At 63.8% G+C, this 24,706-nt stretch carries 15 protein-coding genes, 1 tRNA gene and 1 pseudogene; 8 read left to right on the forward strand and 9 right to left on the reverse strand.

Going from position 1 to position 24,706, the window contains the following annotated elements:
- Positions 1-74 precede the first annotated feature (74 nt).
- A tRNA-Lys gene (locus ENHY17A_RS12370) sits at positions 75-150 on the forward strand.
- 258 nt (positions 151-408) lie between these two features.
- Here the strand turns inward: ENHY17A_RS12370 and ENHY17A_RS12375 are convergent.
- The 7 genes and pseudogenes from ENHY17A_RS12375 to ENHY17A_RS12405 all read right to left on the reverse strand — a co-directional run bounded on the left by ENHY17A_RS12375 (position 409) and on the right by ENHY17A_RS12405 (position 9,928).
- Positions 409-922, reverse strand: a pseudogene (locus ENHY17A_RS12375) (IS5 family transposase).
- 72 nt (positions 923-994) lie between these two features.
- Positions 995-2,050: a LacI family DNA-binding transcriptional regulator gene (locus ENHY17A_RS12380; RefSeq protein WP_159713124.1), complete on the reverse strand. Its 1,056-nt coding sequence runs from the start codon at positions 2,048-2,050 to the stop codon at positions 995-997.
- 3 nt (positions 2,051-2,053) lie between these two features.
- Complete coding sequence (locus ENHY17A_RS12385; RefSeq protein WP_159713126.1) at positions 2,054-3,565, reverse strand: tryptophan halogenase family protein; 1,512 nt, start codon at positions 3,563-3,565, stop codon at positions 2,054-2,056.
- A complete protein-coding gene (locus ENHY17A_RS12390; RefSeq protein WP_159713128.1) occupies positions 3,562-4,599 on the reverse strand; it encodes a cupin-like domain-containing protein in 1,038 nt (345 codons plus the stop codon). Before ENHY17A_RS12390 ends, ENHY17A_RS12385 begins: the two co-directional genes overlap by 4 nt.
- On the reverse strand, positions 4,592-5,308 hold the full coding sequence (locus tag ENHY17A_RS12395) for a SapC family protein (RefSeq protein ID WP_159713130.1): 717 nt from the start codon (positions 5,306-5,308) through the stop codon (positions 4,592-4,594). The genes ENHY17A_RS12390 and ENHY17A_RS12395 overlap by 8 nt, the downstream gene beginning before the upstream one ends.
- Positions 5,301-6,863, reverse strand: coding sequence for a tryptophan halogenase family protein (locus ENHY17A_RS12400; protein WP_159713132.1), 1,563 nt, complete (start codon positions 6,861-6,863; stop codon positions 5,301-5,303). The genes ENHY17A_RS12395 and ENHY17A_RS12400 overlap by 8 nt, the downstream gene beginning before the upstream one ends.
- 98 nt (positions 6,864-6,961) lie before the next feature.
- Positions 6,962-9,928, reverse strand: a complete 2,967-nt coding sequence (locus ENHY17A_RS12405) for a TonB-dependent receptor (RefSeq protein ID WP_236547934.1) — start codon at positions 9,926-9,928, stop codon at positions 6,962-6,964.
- Positions 9,929-10,214: 286 nt separating this feature from the next.
- On the opposite strand from ENHY17A_RS12405, the gene ENHY17A_RS12410 reads away from it, so the two are divergent.
- A complete protein-coding gene (locus ENHY17A_RS12410) occupies positions 10,215-12,467 on the forward strand; it encodes a beta-glucosidase (RefSeq protein WP_159713136.1) in 2,253 nt (750 codons plus the stop codon).
- A gap of 54 nt (positions 12,468-12,521) precedes the next feature.
- Positions 12,522-13,766, forward strand: a complete 1,245-nt coding sequence (locus ENHY17A_RS12415; RefSeq protein ID WP_236547936.1) for an MFS transporter — start codon at positions 12,522-12,524, stop codon at positions 13,764-13,766.
- Between the two features lie 4 nt (positions 13,767-13,770).
- On the opposite strand, the gene ENHY17A_RS12420 is transcribed toward ENHY17A_RS12415, so the two are convergent.
- Positions 13,771-14,604 carry a glycoside hydrolase family 16 protein gene (locus ENHY17A_RS12420; RefSeq protein ID WP_159713138.1) on the reverse strand — a complete coding sequence of 278 codons (834 nt, stop codon included), beginning with the start codon at positions 14,602-14,604 and terminating at the stop codon, positions 13,771-13,773.
- Between the two features lie 130 nt (positions 14,605-14,734).
- On the opposite strand from ENHY17A_RS12420, the gene ENHY17A_RS12425 reads away from it, so the two are divergent.
- The 3 genes from ENHY17A_RS12425 to ENHY17A_RS12435 all read left to right on the forward strand — a co-directional run bounded on the left by ENHY17A_RS12425 (position 14,735) and on the right by ENHY17A_RS12435 (position 19,354).
- On the forward strand, positions 14,735-17,245 hold the full coding sequence (locus ENHY17A_RS12425; RefSeq protein ID WP_159713140.1) for a glycoside hydrolase family 3 protein: 2,511 nt from the start codon (positions 14,735-14,737) through the stop codon (positions 17,243-17,245).
- Entirely contained in the window at positions 17,242-17,844 is a 603-nt protein-coding gene (locus ENHY17A_RS12430; protein WP_159713142.1) for a transposase, read from the forward strand. Before ENHY17A_RS12425 ends, ENHY17A_RS12430 begins: the two co-directional genes overlap by 4 nt.
- 118 nt (positions 17,845-17,962) lie before the next feature.
- Positions 17,963-19,354, forward strand: coding sequence for a leucyl aminopeptidase family protein (locus ENHY17A_RS12435; protein ID WP_159713144.1), 1,392 nt, complete (start codon positions 17,963-17,965; stop codon positions 19,352-19,354).
- A gap of 37 nt (positions 19,355-19,391) precedes the next feature.
- On the opposite strand, the gene ENHY17A_RS12440 is transcribed toward ENHY17A_RS12435, so the two are convergent.
- On the reverse strand, positions 19,392-21,098 hold the full coding sequence (locus ENHY17A_RS12440) for a class I adenylate-forming enzyme family protein (protein ID WP_159714581.1): 1,707 nt from the start codon (positions 21,096-21,098) through the stop codon (positions 19,392-19,394).
- Between the two features lie 207 nt (positions 21,099-21,305).
- On the opposite strand from ENHY17A_RS12440, the gene ENHY17A_RS12445 reads away from it, so the two are divergent.
- Both ENHY17A_RS12445 and ENHY17A_RS12450 read left to right on the forward strand, forming a co-directional pair.
- Complete coding sequence (locus ENHY17A_RS12445) at positions 21,306-22,526, forward strand: serine hydrolase domain-containing protein (protein ID WP_159713146.1); 1,221 nt, start codon at positions 21,306-21,308, stop codon at positions 22,524-22,526.
- Between the two features lie 102 nt (positions 22,527-22,628).
- Positions 22,629-24,656, forward strand: a complete 2,028-nt coding sequence (locus tag ENHY17A_RS12450) for a 3-hydroxyacyl-CoA dehydrogenase NAD-binding domain-containing protein (protein ID WP_159713148.1) — start codon at positions 22,629-22,631, stop codon at positions 24,654-24,656.
- Positions 24,657-24,706: the final 50 nt, after the last annotated feature.

Raw genomic sequence — 24,706 nt, forward strand, 5'->3', positions numbered from 1 at the left:
ACCTCAAACCCCGGTGCTAACCGCGCGCTTCCAAACGAAACGACGGCCATCGGAGCCGCCGATTTCACCCGGATGGACGCATAGCTCAGTTGGTAGAGCAGCTGACTCTTAATCAGCGGGTCCTTGGTTCGAGCCCAAGTGCGTCCACCATTTTCTAGTATCCATCGCTTAGGATACGAATGTGACCTTCGGCGGTGGTAAGCCAATCCGCCTGCTGAATAACAGGTCAGTCACTACGTATCCCTTAAGCCTTGATACAGAGCCTGTAGGCGAAGGGGCTGTTTCGAACCGACAGAAGCGTTACCCGCGGCGACACTTAAAAAGAACGGGATGGGTAAACGAACGGCTGGCAGGCCGAAAAAGATGACGAATGAGCCAGCACGCAATTCAGTTCAGGAGAATCACGGGTTAGGCCGTAGACTCATAAGCGCGCAGCCAGATTCGCACTGATGCGAGCTTGACCATGGCGAGGAAGTTGTCGGCGAGCTTGTCGCAGCGGGTGGCGATGCGTCGGAAGTGTTTCAGTTTGCTGAAGAAGCGTTCGACCTGGTTCCGCTCGCGGTAGAGTGTTTTCTAGAAGCAGGGCCGCCCTTTGCGGTTGGACTTGGCCGGGATGTTGGGCACCACGCCCTGGCTCTCGATGAGGTCGCGGATGGGGTTGCCATCGTAAGCCTCGTCGCCAAGCACGATGGTGCGCGGTTCGAGCCGGTCGAGCAGCGTCAGGGCAGCGGGTGCGTCGTGCGCCTGACCCGCCGTCAGGCTGAGCCGGAACGGGAGGGCCTTGGGCGTCGACGACCGCGTGGATCTTGGTCGTGAGCCCGCCATTGAGTACGCGCCGGTCATCGACACGCGGCACGCCCCTCGGCTTGTTCGGCAGCAATGGCGCAATCACGCGCCACCCGGTCAAATCATAGCGGCTCATGCCGCCATCCTGAATCTGATCGACGCCGCCTTGGGAATCCCATTTATGGGTTCACGGGTAGTGGATCACCGGCTAGTTGCCGCCAGGCGGGGCCGTCGATGATCGCACGGCCAGCGTTGCGGGGACGACGATCGCGTTGCGCGGCGGGTCACGCTGTGCCTGTTCGTCGATGATCAGCGATACTGCCTGGGCGGTGACTTCGGCAATGGGCTGTACGACCGCCGTCAACGGCGGGTGGGTAAAGCGCGTGATCGGCGTATCGTCGAAACTGATGACGGAAAGGTCGCTGGGCACCTCGACGTTGCGGCCCCGTGCGGCTTCCAGAACCGCCAGCGTCATGCGATCGTTGCTGGCTATGATGGCGGTTGGCGGCACGTCACCTGCCAGCAATGCCTCGGCAGCGATCAAACCGGATTCGTAGCTGAAATCGCCTGTCGCCAGCAGGTCGGTCATGTCGAACCCCGCCGCCGCCATCGCGGTGCGCCAGCCAGCGACGCGCCAGCCGCTCAATTCATATGCCGAGGGTCCGGCGATAAAGCCGATCCGTTCGTGGCCGAGTTCGATCAGATGCTCGGTCGCCATGCGCGCGGCGCGTTCGTCATCCATCGTCAGCGCAAAGCCGTAGCCTTCGCGAAGCGACCCGATCCGCGCCACGCTGATCTGTCGCGTCTGCAGCAGTTCGAGGATTTCGGCATTTTCGGAATGCGGCGGCGTCAGGATCACGCCATCCGGGCGCAACGCGCCGAGCGCTGCGGCAAGCTCGCGTTCGATATGGTCGCTATGCGTGTCGACGAGTTCGACCAGCAGGCGATAGCCATGTTCCGCGCATTTGATCATGCCCCCCAGCATCATCTGATCGACCCAGTCGGTTCCCTGCCGGTCGCGCCAGTCTGCGATCGTCCGTTCGCGGTCGTTGATCGCCAGGATCAGATAGGATCGCGATCCGGCCATGCGCTGCGCCGCGATCGAGGGAACATAGCCCAGCTTGTCGATCGATGCCTGAACACGCTTGATCATTTCGGGCCGGACATTGGGCTCCTTGTTGATCACGCGACTGACCGTCTGCAGCGACACTCCCGCATCCGCCGCAACATGCTTGATGGTGATCGCCTGGCGGCGCCGGTTCATAGCCTAGTCCGTCCCGGTCGCAGCGTTAGTGGCGGCACCGCAATAGCGCGCGACATACGTCCCGTGTGCGGGCAATGTGGCAACGGTGCGGACGACCCCATCGCGCACGGTGGTCAGCAATCGCCCGAGATCGTCGTCGTACAGTTTCGCCGCTATCGGGTGCCAGGATCGGGGCATGATGCCCTGTCCCATCATCACCTGAACCCAGCTATTTTCCGCAAACAGTTCCTCGTTGCGGCGGAAGACTCGGCCCGTTTCGCGGAACAGCTCCATTTTCTGCGCCAGCGTATCGGGCACCGACATCGACGCGCATTGTCGCCAGAACGGGGAATCGCGGCGCTCGGTCGCCTTGTAATGGAGGATCAGGAAGTCGCGGATCTGCAGCATGTCCTGCATCTGCTGTTCGTTGAACTCGGCCACATCGCTCGGATTGACCGGCCCCAGCGGCATCATGCGGATCAGCCGCAATACCGCGCGCTGGATCAGGTGGATGCTGGTCGATTCAAGCGGCTCCATGAACCCGCCCGACAAGCCGATCGCGATGCAATTGCGATACCATTGCCGCCGCCGCACGCCGCTGGTGAAGCGCAGATGGTTGGGCTCGGTCAGCACCTTGCCCTCGACATTGCCGAGCAGCCGGTCGAGCGCTGCGTCCCTATCGAGGTAACGGCTGCACCAGACGAGGCCGTTGCCGATGCGATGCTGAAGCGGAATACGCCATTGCCATCCGGCATCATGCGCCATCGCGCGGGTGTAAGGCACCGGCGGCCCGACATTTTCGGTTTGCAGCGCTATCGCGGAATCGCACGGCAACCAATGCGTCCAGTCGTCGAACCCGGCATGCAGCGCCTGGTCGATCAACAGCGCGCGAAAGCCGGTGCAGTCGAGGAACAGGTCACCCTCGATCCGATCGCCGCGGTCGAGCACGAGTGCCGCGACGTCGCCGCTTTCGCCGTCCAGTTCGACCTGTGCGATCTTCCCCTCGATCCGCACTGCGCCATCGCCCTCAGCCATGGTGCGCAGAAATTTAGCGTAGAGCGTGGAATCGAGCTGATAGGCATAGTTCATGCCGTTGTCGGGCAGGTGCGCGAACTTGCCGTCCATCGCCGCCACCAGCTCCAGACAGTAATCGTCGTACGACGCTTCATGCCCGCGCTCTCGGCCATAGAGCCAGTAATGCTGGAACCCGGCAGCCCAATGATCCCTGCCGGTCAGCCCGAACGAATGGAAATAACGGTCGCTGCCGTTTTTCCAACCGTCGAACAGGATGCCCAGTTTGAACGTCGCGTTGGTCGCGCGCATGAACTCGGCCTCGTTGATGCCGAGCAGCCGGTTATAGGTGACCAGCGGCGGGATGGTGGATTCGCCCACGCCCACCGTTCCGATGGATTCGGATTCGACCAGCGTCACCTGCGCCGCGCGGCCCATGGTGCGTGCGATGGCCGCGGCCGCCATCCAACCGCCGGTGCCGCCGCCTGCGACGACGATGCGCTTGATCGGATGCTCGCTTCTCATCGGCTCAACTGCCGCAGGAGGTAGGCGCGCAGACGTCCGGCGGTGTCCGGCGTCAACGGCGCGAGCACGCTGCGACTTTCAAACGGAATATGCGCGACGGTCGCCTCGTCATTGGCGAAGACATAATGGTCGAACAGGTCGCGCCAATGCGCCTTTTCATCCTCGGGTAATTCGCGGATCGCAAGCAGCGCGTGGTTGAGCGCATCCTGCGGGTGCGCCAGCCAGCGCGGGGTTTCGCGCCACCAATAATTGACCAGGATGTTGAATGGGTCGAGCGCTTCGACATGATGCCACCACATCGCCGGGATATAGAGCGCATCGCCGGGTTCCAGATCGGCGACCTGCGCCGCCGCCATCGCGTCTGCAAAACGAGGGAAGCGGTCGAGATCGGGTGCGAAGAAATCGACCATGCTGATCGGACGCCCGGCAGGCGTATTGTCGAGCGGACCGAGATAAAGATTGGCGTACTGATCGCGCGGGAACAACGTGAACCGCCGTCGCCCGGCCGCGACACATGCCAGATTGTGCGGCACGTCGTTATGCGCCGCGATCCGGGTCCGCGTCCCGATCCAGATGCTCGCGGTCACATCGCGGTCGCCCAGATCGACATGGTTGGCGGCATGCAGTCCGTCGAAATAGTCATGCACGTCGACCGAGGCGAGATACAGGGTAGGTGCGTCGCCATCGCCCGCCGCTTCGCCGCCCGCCATCCGAGCGAAGATGTCGGGGAGTGCTGCCGACATCATGCGAAAGTTCATGCCCATCGCATCGTCGTAGAATAGCCGTCCGTCGCTGGCCGGTGCGCCGACCGAGACCGAAAAGGCACGGTCGCGACTGTGCGCGAGCAGATAGTCGCGTGCCGCGCCCGGCGATTTGCGCCCCTCGACCACCAGCGGCCAATCGGCAACCAGACCGCGGACGATGAAAGGCTGATCGGCGTCGCGCAACAGCGCGTCGAGCGCGGCGGTGTCCGCGACCCGCGCCTCGTTTACCGCTGTCGGTGTGGCCAGCCTGTGTGCGTCGGCTTCAGCCACTTGCCACCTGCCGGTTCTTTCGCGCGATCAGTGCCGGCAGGTTGGCAAGCGATGCGACCGCCATGAACAGGGGCAGCAAATGCCCTTCGCGGTTGAGGTCACCCAGCGTCGCCGCGTCCAGGCCGCGCAACTTGTCCTCGTCGATAATGTGGAATCCGACCATGCGATGCGCGGCGCCATCGTCGAGCGTCACGTCGAGCGTGAAGGGTTCCAGCAGGTCGTAGCGCACAAGCGCAGCGAAGAAGCCGCGCGATTCCTGATACCCCGCATCCAGCACGCCGAGCCGCTCGACGATGGTGTCGAGATAGGGCGTTGGCCGACCGTCCTGATCGAACAGCCTGACGCCTTCGCCTTCCGCGATCCGCGGGCTTGCCAGGTCGATCACCACCTGCTTGTCGCCCTCGCTTTCGGGTGCGCCGCCGATCAGGAAGGGTTGGATGTCCATCGACAGCGGCAGATAGCGGGCGTCCCATCGGTCGTCCTGCAAGAACAAATTCTCGCCGCTTTCGAACCCGAACATGGCAAGTGCGACGACATCGCCGCGTTCATGATTGCGGCGGAACAGGATCGGATAATCGGCCTGGACGCGTCGAAACTCGTTGGGGACCGTCATCGCGGTCATTACCCCGTCGCCCAGTTCGGCAGAGCGTTCTCGGCGGATGCGCAGGTCGCGGTGTGCCTCGGCGTTTAGCAGCACATGATCAGACATGAATGGCCTTTTGGACAAGCGGTTCGGAACGGCGCAGCGCGTCGAGATAGACGCGGTTGGTGGGCAGGCTCGCGGCGAGCGCGCGGGCGCGCTGCGCCATTTTCTGCGCAGCATCGCCAACGGTTTCGCCACCGGCGGGCGAGCGCACCGCGGACGCCAGCGGTGGCGGCGCGCCCATGCCGTACAACACATATTGATAGCTGGCGGCCGGGAAAATCTCGTCCGCATGGGGGAAGTCGGCGGCGCTGGGGGGCTGCGTCCGCCACATTTCCAGCAACTCGCGCAGCCGATCGGGGATCGTATCTGGGTCGCGGTGTGCCCGCCAATAGGGTTCGCTCCGCACGCTCGGCACATAATGCAGCTTCAGGAAATCGACGATCCGGTCCCAGCGATAGCGGAACAGGTTGTTGAACCTGTCTGCGTGCAACGCCATCGCTGCGCGGTCGACCGGAAACCCGTCAAGCAGCGCATCGATCGACAATTCGGCCAGCACGATCGCCGATGCCTCAAGCGGTTCCAAAAACCCTGCCGCAAGTCCGAGCGCCAGGCAATTGCCCCGCCAGAACTGTTCGCGATGCGCGGATTGAAACGTCAGGCGACGGAACGACAGCGCGTCGTGGTCCACGCCCGGCGCCGTTCGCGTCAAATAGTCGCGAAGCGTCTTCTCAGCGTCGTCGTCGCTGGCAAAGCTGCTCGAATAAACGCAGCCGATGCCGCGACGCGTGGGCAGGCCGATGTCCCAGATCCATCCGGCGGCGTGGGCAGTCGCATTGGTCTGCGCGGCGATCGGGCTATCGGATGCGACGGGCACCTGCACTGCAAGCGCGCGGTCGTTGAACAACACGCCGCTGCGGTCGATCAGCGGCACGCCATAATGCCCGCCGATCAGCAGCGCGGCATGGCCGGTGCAGTCGAGGAACAGGTCGCCTTCGACCTTGCCGGATTCGCGCGTCCGTACTGCGGAGATATCACCGTTATCGGTAGCATCGACGCCCACCACATGGTCGCGAAGGTGCACCACGCCCAGTCGCTCGGTCGCGACGCGCCGCAGCAGGTCGGCCAGCTTCACCGCATCGAGGTGATAGGCGTAATTTACGGCACCGGCATAACCCGGCATGGCACGCTGGCGCGGCGCGAGATGCTGGGCGCACAAGCGAGGCTGGGCGCAGACCGCGTCGGCGAACGCACCGCCGACCGATTGCCAGTGCGCGATCAGATCACGCGGCGCGGCATCGACCGGGGCGGTGAAGGGGTGGTGGTAGCTGTCATCAGCCGTCCCGTCGCGCCAGCCGTCGAACCGCGACCCCTGTTTGAATGAGGCGTCGGTCGCGTCCAGAAATTCGGCTTCGTCGATCCCGATCTTGGCGAGCGTCCCGCGGATCGTCGGCCAGGTGCCTTCCCCCACGCCGATGATCGGCAGGTCGGGCGATTCGATCAGCGTCACCGATAACGGTTCGGGTGCGGCAGGATCGGCGGCGGCCGCGATCCGGCAGGCCGCCAGCCATCCGGCGGTGCCCCCGCCGACGACCACGATCCTGTTCACCCGCTTATGCATCGCCCGTCCCGTTCACCCCTGCGAACCTGCCCGCCGCGTATCGGAAAAGCCACCCTTTCGAGCAAGCATTCCCGACGCGCGGCGGACAGGCCGGTCGATCAGAAGCTGAAACGCACGCCGCCGGTATAGCGGGCAAAGCCTGGTTGGGCGAAGGTCACGAACTCGTCCGAACGACGATGGCCGCGGCGGCTTTCCCCAGTCAGGTTGATGCCCTCGGCAAAGATGGTCAGACCCTGCCGGACTTCGTAGCTGACGCTGGCGTCGATCTGCGAATAGGCTTCGACATAAAGCGGGTTCGGATTGCCGCCGGCGTAGAATTCATCGCGCCAGTTATAAGCCACACGCGCCTGCAGACCGTTCTTGTCGTAATACACGACCGCGTTTGCACTGTCGCTCAGACCTGCAAGCGCAAACTGACCGATATTGGGGTCGAGCGCATTGTCGAACCGCGCATCGCCGTTGACGATCGTATAGTTCAGGATCGTACCAAAGCCGGTGTCCCAGAAGCTGTGCTGGATCGCGAATTCGAACCCGTCGATGGTCGCGGTCTGGTCCGAGTTGGACGGCGTACCGACACGGAAGGTGACCAAATCATCTTCGGGCAATCCCAGAATACGACCGGTATAATAGCCGTTCTGATCGAGGATCGGATTGCCTGCCGCATCCCGCGCGACTTCCACACCGTTGGTAAAATTGCGCAGGATATAATTGCGCAGCGCCGGTACGTCATTGGCCAATGCCGATCCTGCCAATGCCGCCTGGGCCGCACGGAAACGAGGACCATCGGCGGGATTGCGCAGGTCGAATGCCGAGGATTCAATTTCTTGCGAATTGATGAAGTTGCTGACCTTCTTGCGGAAATAGCCGGCCGAGATGTAGCTGCTGAGGTCGTAGTACCATTCGGCCGAGACATCGATGTTCTTGGACAGGAAAGGGATCAGGTTGGGATTGCCCTGCGATCCGCCGCCGCCGGTGATACCGAACTGGCGGTTGAATGTGCGCCCGCCCTGCAACGAGCCATAATCCGCACGCGTGATCGTGTGGCTATAGGAGGCGCGCAGCTTCACGTCCTGGACCGGTTCCATGTCGAAATCGATCGCGGGCAGCCAGTTTTGGTAGCTGCCCTTGGCAGTCACGAAATCCGAATCCGCGGCGTAGATGATGTTGAACTCGCCCGCCGCGACCCACGCGGTGCCGACCGGAATCGGAGTCAATGCCGACGAGCTGACGTTGGTCTGATCGTACCGCACGCCCGCGATGATGTGGGCCGGGCCGGCAAGCAGTTCGAATTCGTTATTGAACTGGATGAACGGCGAGACCGTTTTTTCGGTAATCCGCCGATCCGTGTCGTAGGTCGCCAGGCAATTTCCGTCGCCTCCGCAAATCCCGAACCGATCGTCGAGCAGATCGACCATGCGTTCGAAATCGAACCGGTAATAGGCGGGAATAATGCCCTGGTCCGAACCGGAGATATCGGGGAATTTGTCAGGCAACGTGACCAGCTCGAACAGATCGTCGGGCAGATCGGCAGGGGTGCCGACGCCACCCCAGGTATCGTTCTGAAGGAAGCCATAGGCCGAACGCACGTGGTTCTCGATATAAGAGAAGCCGAAATCGATCGAATCCAGGAACGCGCCATCATGGTCGTAACGCCCGTTCAGCCGGATCTGATTGATCTCGTCGCGGAAATAGGCGTTGCGGAACGAGTTGCCCGTCGCATTGATGCGCGACGGATCGAGCGCATCGATCCCCGGTTGCATGACATAGGACAGAACCGGCAGGTCGTTGCGGAAATCGACGGTCTGCGACGCGACGCCGAAGATCGCGCTACCCACCGACGTGCTCGTGCCGAAGCGGTTGGTCGGACGCGATTCCGCCGTCGAATGATGCGCGTCCAGCGTCATCGTGACACCACCGGGCGCGTCCCATTTCAGGTTTCCGCCCCACGATTTGTTCTCGGTCACGTTGGCGGTCAACGATCCACTGTAGGATAAATCCTTTCCGGGGCCGAACCGCTCAGTGTAGAAAACAGGCCCTGCAACCGGGCCATCGGTCCATTCGGTCGACGTATCGCCGAAGTTGAACCACATGCCGACGCTGCTGTTGCGCGCCTCGACGCGGTTGCGCGAATAGGTGAAGTCCACCGTCGCGGTCAGCGTTTCGACCGGACGGAATTGCAGCACGACCTGGCCATTGATGCGTTCGCGCTCGATGTCGGTCAGCGAGTAGGACGCTTCTTGCGGAATTTCGTAGACATCCGTCGGGCCGGGACGATTGACGACGTTCGGACCCTCTGGCCCAAGCGTACCCCAGTCGTTCTCGGTGCCCAGAAATGCGTTGCCGAAACCGACCTGCCCGGAATTCACGCTCGCCTTGCGCTTTTGATAGACGCCGGAGACCAGAATGCCGAACTGGTCGCTGCTGCCGAAGGTGGTGCTGAACACGCCCGACACTTCGGGGGTGATGTCCTGCCCGTCATTCTGCGACGAATCGAGCACGCCGCGCGCGGCGATCGAACCCCGCATGCCGGGGCGATCCAGCGGGCGTGGCGTCAAGATGTTGATCGACGAACCGATGCCGCCCGAGGGCACGGCCGCACGCCCGGTCTTATAGACTTCGACAGCCGAGATGCCTTCGGAAGCAAGGTTCGCGAAATCGAACGAACGCGAGGCGGGCGGGCTGGCACCATCACCCAGCGACGAAGTCGGCATCTGGCGACCGTTGAGCGTGACAAGATTATATTCGGGGCCGAAGCCGCGTACCGTGACCAGCGATCCCTCGCCATTCTGCCGATCGATCGACACGCCGGTGATGCGCTGAAGCGACTCGGCGAGGTTGGTGTCGGGAAACTTGCCGATATCCTCGGCTGAAATCGCATCGACCACGCCCTGCGCGTTGCGCTTGATCTCCACGGCTTCGCGCAGCGAGGCGCGGATACCGGTAACAACAATATCGCCGTCGGTGCCACTATCGTCGGACTGGGGCCGTTCCTGGATTTCCGACGGGCCGGGATTTCCGAGCGTCGCTGCTGTGTCCTGCGCGAATGCCGCACTCGATATGGCCATGGTCGATAGGACCGAAGCCCCCGCCAGAAAACGCGAAATCGAACGAGCTTTGTAGCGTCGCATCCAATCCTCCCCTTCATCGACGCAGGCCGTTCCCCGCATCGAGTCACTTTCAAATGAGAACGTTCACTCTGCCTGTCTTTGTCCGATGTCAAGAGGCCGCACTCTGCTTCGTCGACAAATGTGTTTCCCCGGCAACACTGGGTTGTGAGCGTTCCCATAACTGTGCTTTAGGTGTGCCAGGGCTTACCAGATATGGGAGTCGCGTTCAGGGGAGGAATTCAGGATGAGCCGTCGCCTAATCATCGCGCTAGCCGCCGGTTCGATGCTGGCAGGGAATGCGATCGCGCGTGAATCAGTCTCCGTCGTGCAAGACCGTCCGCCCGTCGCCGATACGCGCAAGCGCGCAGACGCGCTGGTCGCCAGGATGACTCTCGACGAGAAAATCGCGCTCCTTCACGGTCTTTTCCCCCCGATGGCGGCGGGCAAGACCGACGATGAGCTGATTCCGTCGGCCGGACATATCGACGGCGTCCCCCGCCTTGGCATTCCGGTCGTGCGTGAAAGCGACGCGTCGCTTGGCGTGGCAAACCAAGTCGAACAGCGAAAGGGCGACGTTGCAACCGCCCTGCCCTCGGCGCTGGCGACTGCGGCCAGCTTCGATCCGGAAATCGCCCGCGCAGGCGGCGTGATGATCGGCGCGGAGGCGCGCGCCAAGCGCTTCAACGTGCTGCTGGCGGGGGGCGTCAACCTGACTCGCGATCCGTGGGGCGGACGCAATTTCGAATATATGGGCGAAGATCCGTTGCTGTCGGGCCTGATGGCCGGTGCCCAGATTGCAGGGGTCCAGTCCAACCGGATCGTCTCGACCGTCAAGCATTTCGCGCTCAATTCTCAGGAAACCGGGCGCATGGTGCTCGATGCCCGCATCGGCGAAGCGGCGCTGCGAATGAGCGACCTGCTCGCCTTTCAGATCGCGATTGAGAAGGGACAGCCCGCCTCGGTCATGTGCGCCTATAACAAGGTCAATGGCGACTGGGCGTGCGAGAACGACTTCCTGTTGAACCAGGTGCTCAAGCGCGATTGGCAATATCCCGGTTGGGTGCTGAGCGATTGGGGCGGCGTGCATTCGTCGGCAAAGGCGGCCAATGCCGGGCTCGACCAGCAATCGGGCCAGGAACTCGACCGCGAAGTTTATTTCGACAAGCCGCTGCGCGCCGACATTGCGGCGGGCCGGGTGACGATGGCGCGGATCGACGACATGGTCGCACGCTATCTGACCGGCCTGATCGCGACCGGCGCGTTCGACACCGCCGCCCCCGCAACCGCCCAGCGTATCGATTATGCCAGCAATGCTGAGGTCGCCCAGCGCGCGGCGGAGGCCGGCATTGTCCTGCTGAAGAACGATCGCGACCTGCTGCCGATCGCGCGAACCGCCAGACGGATTGCAGTCATCGGCGGCGCGGCCGATCTGGGCGTTCTATCGGGCGGCGGATCGAGCCAGGTTCGCTCGGTGGGCGGTGCGCCGATCGAGATTCCGCTGAGCGGCGGCCCTGCCGCGTCTTTCGTGCGGATCACCTATCACGCCTCTTCGCCGCTTGCCGCGTTGCGAAAAGCATTGCCCGACGCGCAGATCGACTTCGTCGATGGTCGCAACCTGAACGCGGTGACCGAAGCGGCCCGGTCCGCCGACCTCGCCATCGTCTTTGCGACCCAGTGGACGACCGAAGCGGAGGATGTTCCGAACCTCTATCTGCCGCATCAACAGGATGCGCTGATCGCCGCGGTTGCCGCTGCCCAGCCCAATACGGTTGCCGTGCTCGAAACCGGCGGGCCGGTGTTGATGCCGTGGATCAAATCGGTGCCCGCAATCGTGCAAGCCTGGTATCCGGGGCAGCGCGGGGGAGAGGCGATCGCCAACATCCTGACCGGGCAGGTCAATCCGTCGGGCAGGCTGCCGATCACCTTCCCAGCCCATGCCGGGCAGCCGCCGCGCGCGCGTCCGGTCGGTCTCGACAAATTCTCCGACCTGGAAGCGCTGGCCGCGGCGAACCCGGCCAATGCCGGGGCCTATCAGTTGCAAAGCTATCCGGTCGATTATGTCGAGGGCGCCGATGTCGGGTACCGCTGGTATGAGCGGCAGGGCCAGACCCCGTTGTTCGCCTTTGGCCACGGCCTCAGCTACACCGACTTTGCCTATCGCAATCCGGTGGTTTCCGGCGGCAAGACGGTCAGCATGACGTTCGACGTCACCAACACGGGCAAGCGCGAAGGCGCGGATGTTCCCCAACTCTATGTGGCGCAAGAGGGCGCATCGAAGCCAATGCGACTTGCCGCGTTTCAGCGGGTAAACTTGCGTCCCGGCGAAACCCGGCGCGTAACCCTGACCGCCGAACCGCGGATCGTGGCCGATTACGATACGCGACTGCCCGGCTGGCGGATCGCGGGCGGGCGCTACCGGGTCGCGCTGGCGAAGAATGCCGGCGACCGGTCGATGGTATCGACGGTAACGCTGGACGCAGCGACGATGAAGCCCTGACCATGGCCTGACGGGCATTGCCGCGCCGCTGCCATGCGCCGATAAGGCGCGGCAATGCCCGTCGCCCCACCTCCGCCTGCGCGTCGTTCGACGGCATTTCTGATGCTGTATGCGCTGGCGAGCGCGGGCGGGGTGATCGCGTATCTGCCGCTCCTGTCCCTGCTGCTGCCGATGCGGATCGAACACGTGTCGGGCGACGCGCGGCTGGGGGTGTTCACCGCGACCGTGATCATCGGCGCGATCGTCGCCAGCGGGTCCAACATCCTGTTCGGATGGCTAAGCGATCGATCGGTAGCGCGCGGCCGTACCCGGCGCGGCTGGGTGATCTTCGGTATCGCCTTGTTGTTCCCGGCCTATATCGCAGCGGCCGTGGCGACCACTGCTGCTGCCATCCTGGCGTCCCTGATCCTGGTTCAACTCGCGATCAACGCGTTGCTGGCCCCGCTGGCGGCGATCATGGCCGACGAAATCCCCGATGCGCAAAAGGGTGTGGCAAGCGGAATGCTCGCATTGGGCTCGCCGCTTGCCTCCGCATTTGGCGCAGCGCTGGTCGGCTTTGCGGTACTGGACGAAACGGCGCGGTTCCTCGCGGTGCCCGTCGCCATTGCCGTGTGCGTGACGCCGCTCCTGTTCACGCGCAGCATCTTCCTGCCGGATGCGCCCGCATCGCAGCCCCAACGTCGCCTCGCGCGCCGCGATCTGACGATCGCCTGGATGGCGCGGCTGCTGGTTCAGGTGGCCGGAACGGTCCTGCTCCTGTACCTCTATTATTATTTCGAGAGCCTGGCGTCGGGGAGGATGCCGATCGATACGGCATCGGGGGTCAGTCGGCTGATGACCCTCGTCTATATCCTGTCATTGCCGCTTGCGGTGGGGCTGGGTCGGATGTCGGACCGCACGCGGCGGCGAAAGCCCATCCTGTTCGGTGCGGCAATGCTCGCGTCATGCGGCCTGGTTGCGATGGCGGCAGCGACCGAATGGCGGATGGGCGCGATCGGATACGGCCTTTATGCACTCGGGTCGAACGTGTTTCTGGTGCTCCATGCCGGCTTTGCGATGCTGCTGCTGCCAAGCGCGCAGCATCGGGGTCGCGATCTTGGCCTGCTCAATTTGGCCAACACCGCGCCGTCGCTGATCGGACCGGCGATCGCCTGGATGCTGGCAACTCCCAACGACTTCACCCCCGCCATGCTGGCGCTCGCGATCCTGACCCTGCTCGGCGGCTTTGCGATTTTGGGCGTGCGGAGCGAAGAGCGCGCGTTACCGCAGCACGCACCTTCGCCGACGACGACGCCCTGACGCCTTAGCGCTCGGCCTTGGCCTCGACCGGCCAGTGGCGCACATAATCGACCGTCATGCGCATGGGGAACGCCTTGTCGTCGACGCCCTTCTGGCCGCCCCAATCGCCACCGACGGCGAGGTTCAGGATCAGGTGGAATGGCCGGTCGAATGGCCACGCGCCCTTGTCGCCTGGCATGTCGTTGGTCACCCGCATGTGCGCGCGGCCGTCGATGCCGATCGTGATCGCGTCGGGCTGCCAGTCGAGTTGATAGGTGTGGAATTCGCTGCATGCGGTCTCGACGCGCTTCTGTGCGCCGCGCTGGGTTCCCTTGGCATGGTTATAGGTGCCGGAATGCAGCGTCGCATGGATGACCTTGGGGTCCCAGCCGACCATCTCCATGATGTCGATCTCGCCCATCTCGGGCCAGCTGCCGCCTTCGGGCAGCATCCAGATCGCGGGCCAGGCGCCCCGACCGCAGGGCAATTTGGCGCGAACTTCGTAAAAACCATAGCCCAGCGGCTTGTGCGATACGAGCTTGGCGGAGCTGTACGCCTGACCGCCCCAGTCGGCGAACATCGCTTTCGACATCGTCTCACGATGCGCCTCGATGGTCAGGGCACCGTTCTCGATCCTGGCATTTTTGGGGCGCGCGACCGCATAATATTGCAGCTCGTTATTATGCCAGCCTTGCGCGTTGCGCGACGCATCGTACCGCCAGACGGTGCGATCTACGTCTTCTTCCTCGAACTCCTCGGCGAAAGCGGGGGCTGACACGGGCGCGGTCATCGGCGCGTCGACGCCGTAATTCGTCGCGCCAAGGCCCGCCACCTGCAAGGCGAATAAAATGAAGCTCATGTCTCGCTCTCCCGTTGGTCAGCCCGTTATCGCTCTACCCGATCGGGAGGCATGGACTCGACAAATCATTTGATAACGTTCTCAACCCGAGTCAGAAAGGGGGCAATAATCGGAATTAGGGGAGCGTGAGATGGGTCGACCTTGGCTAAAGATCGCGGTGATGACGCTGATGGCGGGTGTGTCGCAACCTCTTCTGGCCCAGCAGGCGACCCAGGTCGCGCCAGACGGGCAGGCTGCGGGTGTCGCCAACCCGGCGGCGTGGCCGGCGGTCCAGCGTCCGGCGACCAGCGATGCCGCGGTCGAGCGCCGGGTCGAGGATCTGCTGCGGCGCATGTCGCTGGAGCAGAAGGTGGGTCAGGTCGTGCAGGCCGATCTGGCAAGCGTCACCCCCGACGATGTCCATCGCTATCATCTTGGCTCGATTCTGAACGGCGGTAATTCCAGTCCCGGCGGTGCGTATAACGCGCCCGCGCCCGAGTGGCTGAAGGCGGCCGATGCCTTTTACGACGCGTCGATGCGCGCGAGCGGATCGCTGCCACGCATCCCGGTGATCTGGGGCAGCGATGCGGTCCACGGTCACAACAACATCGTCGGCGCGACGCTGTTTCCGCACAATATCGGCCTGGGTGCAGCGCGTAACCCAGAGCTGATGCGCCGCATCGGCGAGGTGACCGCAATCGAGATGCGCGTCACCGGGCTCGACTGGACCTTTGCCCCAACGCTGGCGGTGGTGCGCGATGACCGCTGGGGCCGCACTTATGAGGGGTTCGGCGAGGATCCGGAGATCGCGACCGCCTATGCGCGCCCCTTGATCGAGGGGTTGCAGGGCAAGGTCGGCGACGCGGACTGGCTGCGCGGACCTCATATCGTTGCGACCGCCAAGCATTTCCTGGCCGATGGCGGCACCGATGGCGGCAAGGATCAGGGCGATGCCCGCATTGCCGAAGGCGATCTGCAACGCCTGTTCGCCGCACCCTATGTGCCCGCGATCGAAGCAGGCGTGCAGTCGATCATGGTCAGCTTTTCGAGCTGGAACGACGTCAAGATGCACGGCAACCGGTCGCTGCTGACCGGGGTGATCAAGGATCGCTGGGGCTTTGACGGCTTTCTGGTCGGCGACTGGAACGCACACGGCCAGATACCGGGCTGTACCAACGAGGATTGTCGACAGACCTTCGTCGCCGGGCTCGACATGGCGATGGCGCCCGACAGCTGGAAGGGGCTGTGGGAGTCCACCTTGGCACATGCGCGTTCCGGCGCGCTGCCGATGCCGGCGCTCGACGAGGCGGTGCGACGCATCCTGCGCGTCAAGGTGCGCGCCGGTCTGTTCGAAGCGGGCAAGCCGTCCACGCGGATGCTGAGTGGTGAGTTCGACCGGCTGGGCAGTGCCGATCACCGCGCGGTGGCGCGTCAGGCGGTGCGCGAGTCGCTGGTGCTGCTCAAGAACCAGGGCAGCGTCCTTCCGCTCAAACCGGGCGCGCGCATCCTGCTGGCGGGTGACGGCGCCGACAGCATGACCAAGCAGACCGGCGGCTGGACGCTGACCTGGCAGGGCACGGGCACCACTCGCGCCGACTTCCCCAATGCCGACACCATTGCAGAAGCGATGGCGGAGGCGGCCAAAGCAGCGGGCGGCAGCACCGAACTGGCGGTCGATGGTGTGTTCAAGACGCGCCCCGATGTCGCGGTCGTGGTGTTCGGCGAACACCCTTACGCCGAGTTTCAGGGGGATCGGCCCGATGTCGCCTTCGACGATCCGACCGACAACCTCGCCTTGCTGAGACGGCTGAAGGCGGCAGGCATCCCGACCGTGTCGGTGTTCCTGTCGGGCCGTCCGCTCTGGGTGAACCCGCATCTCAACGCGTCCGACGCGTTCGTCGCCGCCTGGCTGCCGGGCTCCGAAGGCGGCGGTGTGGCCGATGTCCTGTTCGGCAAGGCCGACTTCAAAGGCACATTGCCCTATAGCTGGCCGCGAGAGACCGATCAGACCGCGGTCAATGTCGGCGATGCCGATTACAACCCGCTATTCGCTTACGGCTATGGCCTGACCTACGCCAGGGGCGGCGACGTCGGGATACTGCCCGAGGCCCGCGCCGGGGGCATCGCCGAGGATCGCAACACGGTGTTCGGCAGCGGCAAGCCAGGTGCTGGTGCGCGCCTGCTGCTGGGCGCGCCCGGACAACTCACCGCAAATCCGGGTCCCGACCTGATCAGCGCGCGCGGTGCCGATCGCAACGCCCAGGAAGACAGCGTCCGCATCGCCTGGACCGGCAAGGGGCTGGCGACCGCCACCATCGCGCGCCGCGAACCGATCGACCTCACGCGCGAATCGAACGGCGACCTCGTGCTGTCGGTCCAGTACCGGGTCGAACGCGCACCCACCGCGCCGGTCACGATCGCGCTCGATTGCGGCGCGGACTGCACCGGCGAACAGCCGTTCGATGCCGCACTGAAGGCAGCACCCGTCGGTCGCTGGACCACCGCCTCCATCCCGCTGCGCTGCTTCGCCCAAGCGGGCGCGGACATGCGCCGCATCACCAACCCGCTCCGCATCACCACCACAGGCGCAATGGACATCACCATCTCGTCCATTCGGCTTTCGCAAACCACTGGACAACCCGTGCCGTGCGCATCCCATTGACCCTCGGCGCCGCGCCGCAGCGACGTGACGGCGTGTTCGACCCAGGCCATATTTGCACCACCAGTGGGCACCATCGATCGACGCGTTGTTGCGATGATCCGCCATCGGCGCTGGAGACGATTGCCGCGTTCGACCGTCGGTTTCCGACCGACGAACACTGCCTCGAACGATTGTTTCAGGTCCGGTTCGGCGGCGGGTTCGATTGTCCGCGATGTCGCCGCTCGACGAACTGGCACCGCATACGGGCCGAGCGTGCCTATTCCTGCCAATGGTGCGGCAATCACCTCCACCCTACGGTCGGAACACCGCTCGAAAACAGCCGCATTCCGCTGCGCTTATGGTTCTACGCCATTCGCCAGCCGGAATCCGCCTGTTCAAAAATGCTCGTCCGTCAGATGACATCGGCGTTCGGTGTCGCACCCGCGACCGCCCAACGAATCGTTCGTCGCATCAGGGACGCGTCGATCGACTGGGCCGACATCCTGCTGTCGTCACACGGGCCGGAGCCAAGCGCCCCAACCCGTCGCTCCTCGGATGCGAAACCGCATCCCCTGCAACCCGATCGCATGGGCAGCGGATTGCCATTGGCTTGGAGGTGATTCGAGCCCAAGCGCGTCCACCACTCCCCCCTCATGGCTTGATCACGCCGTTCGCTTGGGTCCGGCGACCGCAAACGCAATCTTGCGCCGGCGCCGCTTCGGCCACATTGTGGCGTCAATGTCCAATGATACGCCCCTAATCCAGCTTGATCGCGGTCAACCTGCTCGCACCATTCATTTGACCGATCCGGCGCATTACGACGCGTGGCTGACGGTTCAACCGCCGCGGCACCGGGCCGCCCTTGTCGCGCAGAAATTCCGGCCTGTGCCGTTCGCCCATGCCATCCTTCCCGGCGACGCCGCTGAAGACTGGTCGGTCCTGGGCGTTGCAGTCGACACTGAAAATCTGACGCCCTGGTGCCTGGCAAAGCTTGGCGACGTGCTACCCGAGGGGCAGTACCGCCTGGCCGAGCGCGATACGGGGGCGTCGACGTTCGGGTGGGCGATGGGTCAGTACCGGTTCAACCGATATCGCAAGGACGAGGCGCCGCAAGGTCCGCGCATTCTGCTGACCGCCGAGCCTTCACGGATCGCGCCGACGCTCAACCTTGTTCGCGCGACGACCATGGTCCGCGATCTGGTCAACACCCCCGCCGCCGACATGGGACCAGCGGAACTGGAAGCGGAGACCGAACGGCTGGCCAAGGCCTATAGTGCGACGCCGACCGTCACGCGTGGTGAGGCGCTGGCGACCGGCTATCCGATGATTCATGCCGTCGGTCAGGCGGCCACCAAGGGACGCGAGCCGCGGCTGATCGAGCTGGAATGGGGCGATGCCGCGCATCCCAGGGTCGCGATCATCGGCAAGGGAGTGTGCTTCGATACCGGCGGGCTGGATATCAAGGCATCGGCGGGGATGCGGTTGATGAAGAAGGACATGGGTGGAGCCGCCCACGCGCTGGCGCTTGCCGAACTGGTGATGTCCGAACGGCTGCCCGTACGGCTCCACTTGCTGATCCCGGCAGTCGAAAATGCCGTGTCGGGTGCGTCGTTCCGGCCCGGCGACGTGCTCAGGACTCGAAAAGGTCTGACGGTCGAGAACACCAATACCGATGCGGAAGGGCGGTTGGTGTTGGGCGATGCGTTGATCCGCGCCGGGGAAGCCAAGCCCGACCTGATCCTGGATTTCGCAACGCTGACGGGGGCCGCACGCGTGGCGCTCGGCCCCGATCTGCCGCCGCTGTTTTCGAACGACGAAGTGCTAGCCGAAGCGTTGATCGAGGCCGGCCGGGCAGAGGGCGACCCGGTATGGCGGATGCCACTATGGGATGCGTATGACGAGATGCTGAAATCGGACGTCGCCGACATGATCAATGCGCCCGATGGCGGCTTTGCCGGATCGATTACCGCGGCGTTATTCCTACGCCGCTTCGTTCCAGAGGGCACACCATGGGCGCATCTCGACGTGTTCGCCTGGCGGCCCGTGTTGAAACCCGGTCGACCACGAGGGGGCGAAGCGTTCGGCATCCGCGCGGCGTGGGCGATGCTGCGGGCGCGCTATAACGCCTAGCAAAGCCCTGCGCCGTTTGGATGAAGTCACATTGCCGTCAGGCTGCGGCGCTTTCGTCGACCAGCAGCTTGCGCAACTCGCTTTTCAGAATCTTGCCATTGGCGTTCCGCGGCAGCACGCCGTCTACAAAATGGACGCGCACCGGCACCTTGAACCCCGCCAGATGCTTGCGCACCCAGTCCTGCAAGTCCTGCTCGCTCGCGTCTTCTCCGGGGGCGAGGTGGACGACGGCGGCGGGTTCCTCGCCCAGGATGCGGTGGGGCACGCCGACTAGCGCGCAGTCGGTGACCGCGGGGTGGGCGTAGAGGACGCTTTCGACCTCGATCGAATAGATATTTTCGCCGCCACGAATGATGATGTCCTTGGCGCGATCGACGATGTAGCAAAAGCCTTCGTCGTCGAGGCGCGCGAGATCACCGGTGCGGACCCATCCGTCGATAAAGGTTTCCGCCGTCGCCTCGGGCTTGTTCCAATAGCCTTTGACGACCATCGGGCCTTTTGCCCAGAGTTCGCCGACTTCGCCGACGGGCAGTTCGCGGTCGCCGTCGGGCGACTTGATCTTGAGTTCGGCGACCGGCACGGGAGGGCCGCAGCTGTCGGGGCGGTTGAGATAATCCTCGCCCTGATGGCTGGTCACCGTCGCCATTGTTTCGGTCATGCCCCAGCCATTGCCGGGGAGCGCGCCGAATTCCTCATAGATGCGCTTGACCAGTTCGGGTGCGGAAGGTGCGCCGCCATAGGCGATGCTCTCTAACGTCGACAGGTCGTATTTGTCGCGATCGGGATGTTCGAGGAGCTGCCAGGCGATCGTCGGCACGCCACCGGTGGCGTGGATTTTCTCGCGCTGGATCAACTCCATCGCCTCCACCACGTCCCATTTGCGCATGAAGATGATGGTCCCGCCCGCGACCATGTTACCCATCAGGAACGCGCTCGACGCGGTGACGTGGAACAGCGGGATGACGATCAGGTTGGTCTTGGGCTCGGGCATCGCAGGCGGCACTTCGCCCCGCCGCAGGATCGCACGCGCCGCGCCGTAACCGGTGGACATGATGTTCGACAGGATGTTGCGGTGGGTGCCCAGCGCGCCCTTAGGCGCGCCGGTGGTGCCGCTGGTGTAGAAAATAGTGGCGTCATCGTCTGGCTCGATCGCGACTTGCGGCAGGCCGACATCGTCCAGGCTCGCCCAGCCATCGGGTTCGCCGATCACGTCCTGGATCGACACATGGTCGCCCGCGAGTTCGCCTTTGGGCCAGTTGACGACGACCCGTTTCAGGTCGGGCAAGTTCGAGTAGTGCGGCTCGATCACCAGATGGCGTCGGCCATCGACGAACAGCATCTTCGCGCCCGAATCCGCCAAGCCATATTCCAGTTCGCGCCCCGTCCACCAGGCATTGAGCGGCACGATGATCGCGCCGATCGCGGTCGCGGCGAAGAACACCACCGGCCATTCGTTGAAATTGCGCATGCAAAGCGCGACGCGGTCGCCCTTTTCGATCCCCTGCGCCTGCATCCAGTGCGCCAGTGCGGCCGTCGCGCGGAAGTTCGCCTCATAAGTGACCCGGTGGCCGTTCAGGATGGTGAATTCGCGCTGCCCGTGGGTGCGGGTGAACATCAGCAGATAGGGAAGCGCCGGCGGCAGGTTCTTCCACACCTTGGTCGTCACGCCGCGAATCTCGACCTCGTCGATTTCGCACTTCTGCCCCGGCGCGGTCAGAATGCCTTCGATCTGCTGGAGCGACATTTTGGGCCAGCTGGGGTCGAGGGCGACGAGCGGTTCGGTGGACACGGGGCTGGCTCTCCTGAAAGTTCGCTTCGATGTTCGGGTTTGGCATTTTTGCCGTTGCCGGGGAGGTTAGTGTTGATTCACCTCTCGCTCAAGGCAATAGAGTTTTGGCGCGCGCGATCAACCGCGTTTGCCAAGATTCGAAACTGGGGTATGGTCGAGAGGATGTTGCAGCACACACCTGCCGAAGCCGGATTCGATGCCGATCGCCTGGCCGCGATCGATGGATTCGTTCAGTCGCGCTATCTCGATTCGGGCAAATTGCCGCACGCGCAATTGTTGATCGCGCGCGATGGCCGGATCGCGCATTTCTCGCATCTGGGCGCGGCGCGAGAGAATGGCGAGGCAGTCGACGACCAGTCGCTATTCCGCATCGCGTCGATGACCAAGCCCATCACCAGCCTGGCCTTCATGATGCTGGTCGAGGAGGCGAAGGTCGCGCTCGATACGCCGGTGCATCATGTGTTGCCCGAACTGAAGGGCGTCGGCGTCTATAATGGCGGCGGCGCTGGGGTGCCCTTCGCGACCAAGCCGACTGCGGAGCCGATGCGCATGGTCGATCTGCTGCGGCATACCGCGGGCTTCACTTACAGCTTTCAGAACCGATCGAACGTCGATGCTGCCTATCGCGAGGGCCGGATCGAGAATTGGCACGGCAATCTCGACCTCAACGGGTTTGTCGGTGCGCTGGGGCAAATTCCGCTGGAGTTCTCGCCAGGCGAGCAGTGGAATTATTCAGTCGCGACCGATGTGCTGGGCGCGGTGATCGAGCGGGTGGCGGGCATGACGCTGGATGCGTTCTTCGCGACCCGCATTTTCGAGCCACTCGGGATGCACGACACCTTCTTTCAGGTGCCCGAGGACAAGCTGGACCGCCTGACGGATTGCTACACGCTGGCGCAAGGCAAGGGTCGGGTAATGTACGACAGGGGTGCCGAGAGCGCGTGGGCGCGGCGGCCGAAATTGCTGTCGGGCGGCGGCGGGCTGGTGTCGAGCGCGCTCGATTATCACCGGTTTTGCACGATGTGCCTGAATGGCGGCGAACTGGACGGCGTGCGGATTATCGGGCGCAAAACGCTCGACCTGATGACGCAGAACCATTTGCCCGGCGGCAGCGACCTGGCGAGCATGTCGCAATCGCTGTTTAGCGAGGCGACCAATGCGGGCGTCGGCTTCGGGCTGGGCTTTGCAGTGACGCAGGACGTGGCCGCGACGTTGGTGCCGGGCAGCGTCGGCGAATATTATTGGGGCGGGATGTTTTCGACCGCCTTCTTCATCGATCCGGTCGAGCGGCTGCACATGATCTTCATGACGCAGCTCAGCCCGTCGAACACCTATCCGATCCGCCGCGAGTTGAAGACGATGATCTATGCGGCGCTGACATAACACCCGTCATCCCTGCGAAAGCAGGGATATCAGGCGGCAGGAGCGACTGCCCGATACCCCAACTTTGGCTGGGGTGACGAAATAGAGAAACAGGAGAAACCCATGACCTCACCCATCACCACCACCCGCGACGGCGACGTTTTGATCGTCGTATCGAACAACCCGCCGGTCAATGCGCTGGGTGCCGCCGTCCGCACCGGCCTAGACGCCGCGATTGACGAGGCGGCCGCCGACGGCAGCATCAAGGCGGTGGTGATTGCGTGCGACGGTCAGACCTTCTTCGCAGGGGCGGACATCACCGAATTCGGCAAGCCGCCGGTCGAGCCCCTGCTCCCCGCCCTCGTCGACAAGATCGAGGCGTCAGAAAAGCCGGTCATCGCCGCCATCCACGGCACGGCGCTGGGTGGCGGGTGCGAGGTCGCGCTTGCCTGTCATTACCGGATCGCGGTGCCGTCAGCCAAGCTGGGCGTGCCCGAGGTCAAGCTCGGTCTGCTCCCCGGTGCGGGCGGCACGCAGCGCCTGCCGCGTGTCGCGGGTGTCGAACTCGCGCTCGAGATGACCGCGAAGGGTGATCCGATCCCGGCGAAGAAGGCCCTCAATGCGGGCCTGGTCGATCAACTGGCGGGCGAAGACAGCCTGCGCGCCGACGCGGTCGCCTATGCCCGCGAAGTGGCGGGCGCGCGTCCCCTGCCCCGCGCCAGCGAAAAGACCGCGACCGCCGACGCGTCGGTATTCGAGACCTTCCGCAAGACCAATTCCCGCCGCTTCCGCGGCTTCGACGCGCCAGCCGCCAACATCGCTTGCGTCGAAAAGGCCACACAGGTGCCGTTCGCGGAAGGCATCCAGTTCGAGCGCGAACAGTTCATGAAGCTGATGTTCGGCGTTCAGTCCGCCGCCCAGCGCCACATCTTTTTCGCCGAGCGCAAGGCATCGAAGATCGACGACATCCCCGCCGATACCAAGCTGCGCGAGATCAAGCGCGTCGGCGTGATTGGCGCAGGCACGATGGGCGGCGGGATCAGCATGAACTTCCTGTCGGCGGGCATCCCCGTGACGATTGTCGAGATGCAGCAGGATGCGCTCGACCGCGGCACCGGCGTGATGCGCAAGAATTACGAAGCGAGCGCCGCCAAGGGCCGGATGAAGCCCGAACAGGTCGAGGCAGCGATGGGCGCGCTGAAACCCACGCTATCGCTCGACGACCTCGCCGATTGCGACCTCATCATTGAGGCGGTCTATGAGAATATGGACGTCAAGAAGGAACTGTTCGGCAAGCTAGACAAGATCGCCAAGCCCGGTGCGATCCTGGCGTCGAACACGTCCTACCTTAACGTCGACGAGATCGCGGCCAGCACATCGCGACCGCAGGATGTGGTGGGGATGCATTTCTTCTCGCCCGCCAACGTCATGAAGCTGCTGGAGGTCGTTCGCGGCGCGAAGACCGCGTCCGAGGTGCTGGCGACGGTAATGAAACTGGGCAAGACCATTCGCAAGGTCGCGGTGGTTGCGGGCGTCTGCCACGGCTTTATCGGCAACCGTATGTTGATGCCGCGCCAGGTCGAGGCGATGAAGCTGTTGATGGAGGGCGCGACTCCCGAACAGATCGACCGCGTGCATGTCGAATTTGGCATGCCGATGGGGCCGTTCCAGATGAGCGATCTGGCGGGCGTCGACATCGGTTGGCACCGCGACCCCACCCGCATCGAAAGCATCCGCGACGCGCTGGCCGCCGAGAAACGCTGGGGTCAGAAGACCCAGGCCGGCTTCTACGATTATGACGAGAAGCGGAATCCTTCGCCTTCCCCACGCGTCGCCGAGATCATCGAGGATTTCCGCAAGAAGACCAACACGCCGCAGCACGACATCACCGACGAGGAAATCGTCGAGCGCACTTTGTACCCGATGGTCAACGAAGGCGCGCTGATCCTGGAGGAAGGCATGGCGCAGCGTGCGTCGGATATCGATGTCGTGTGGATTTATGGCTATGGCTGGCCGGTCTATCGCGGCGGACCGATGTTCTGGGCCGACACCGAAGGGCTGAAGAAGATCGTCACCGGGCTTGAGAAGCACGGGTTCGCGGTGTCGAAGCTGCTCAAGGACAAGGCCGAGAAAGGCGAGCGGTTCAATTGATCGCGGCGCGCGCCACCGCCCAATTCGTCATCTCAGCGAAAGCTGGGATA

The organism is Sphingomonas sp. AX6 (assembly GCF_902506605.1).
GTDB lineage: Bacteria > Pseudomonadota > Alphaproteobacteria > Sphingomonadales > Sphingomonadaceae > Sphingomonas.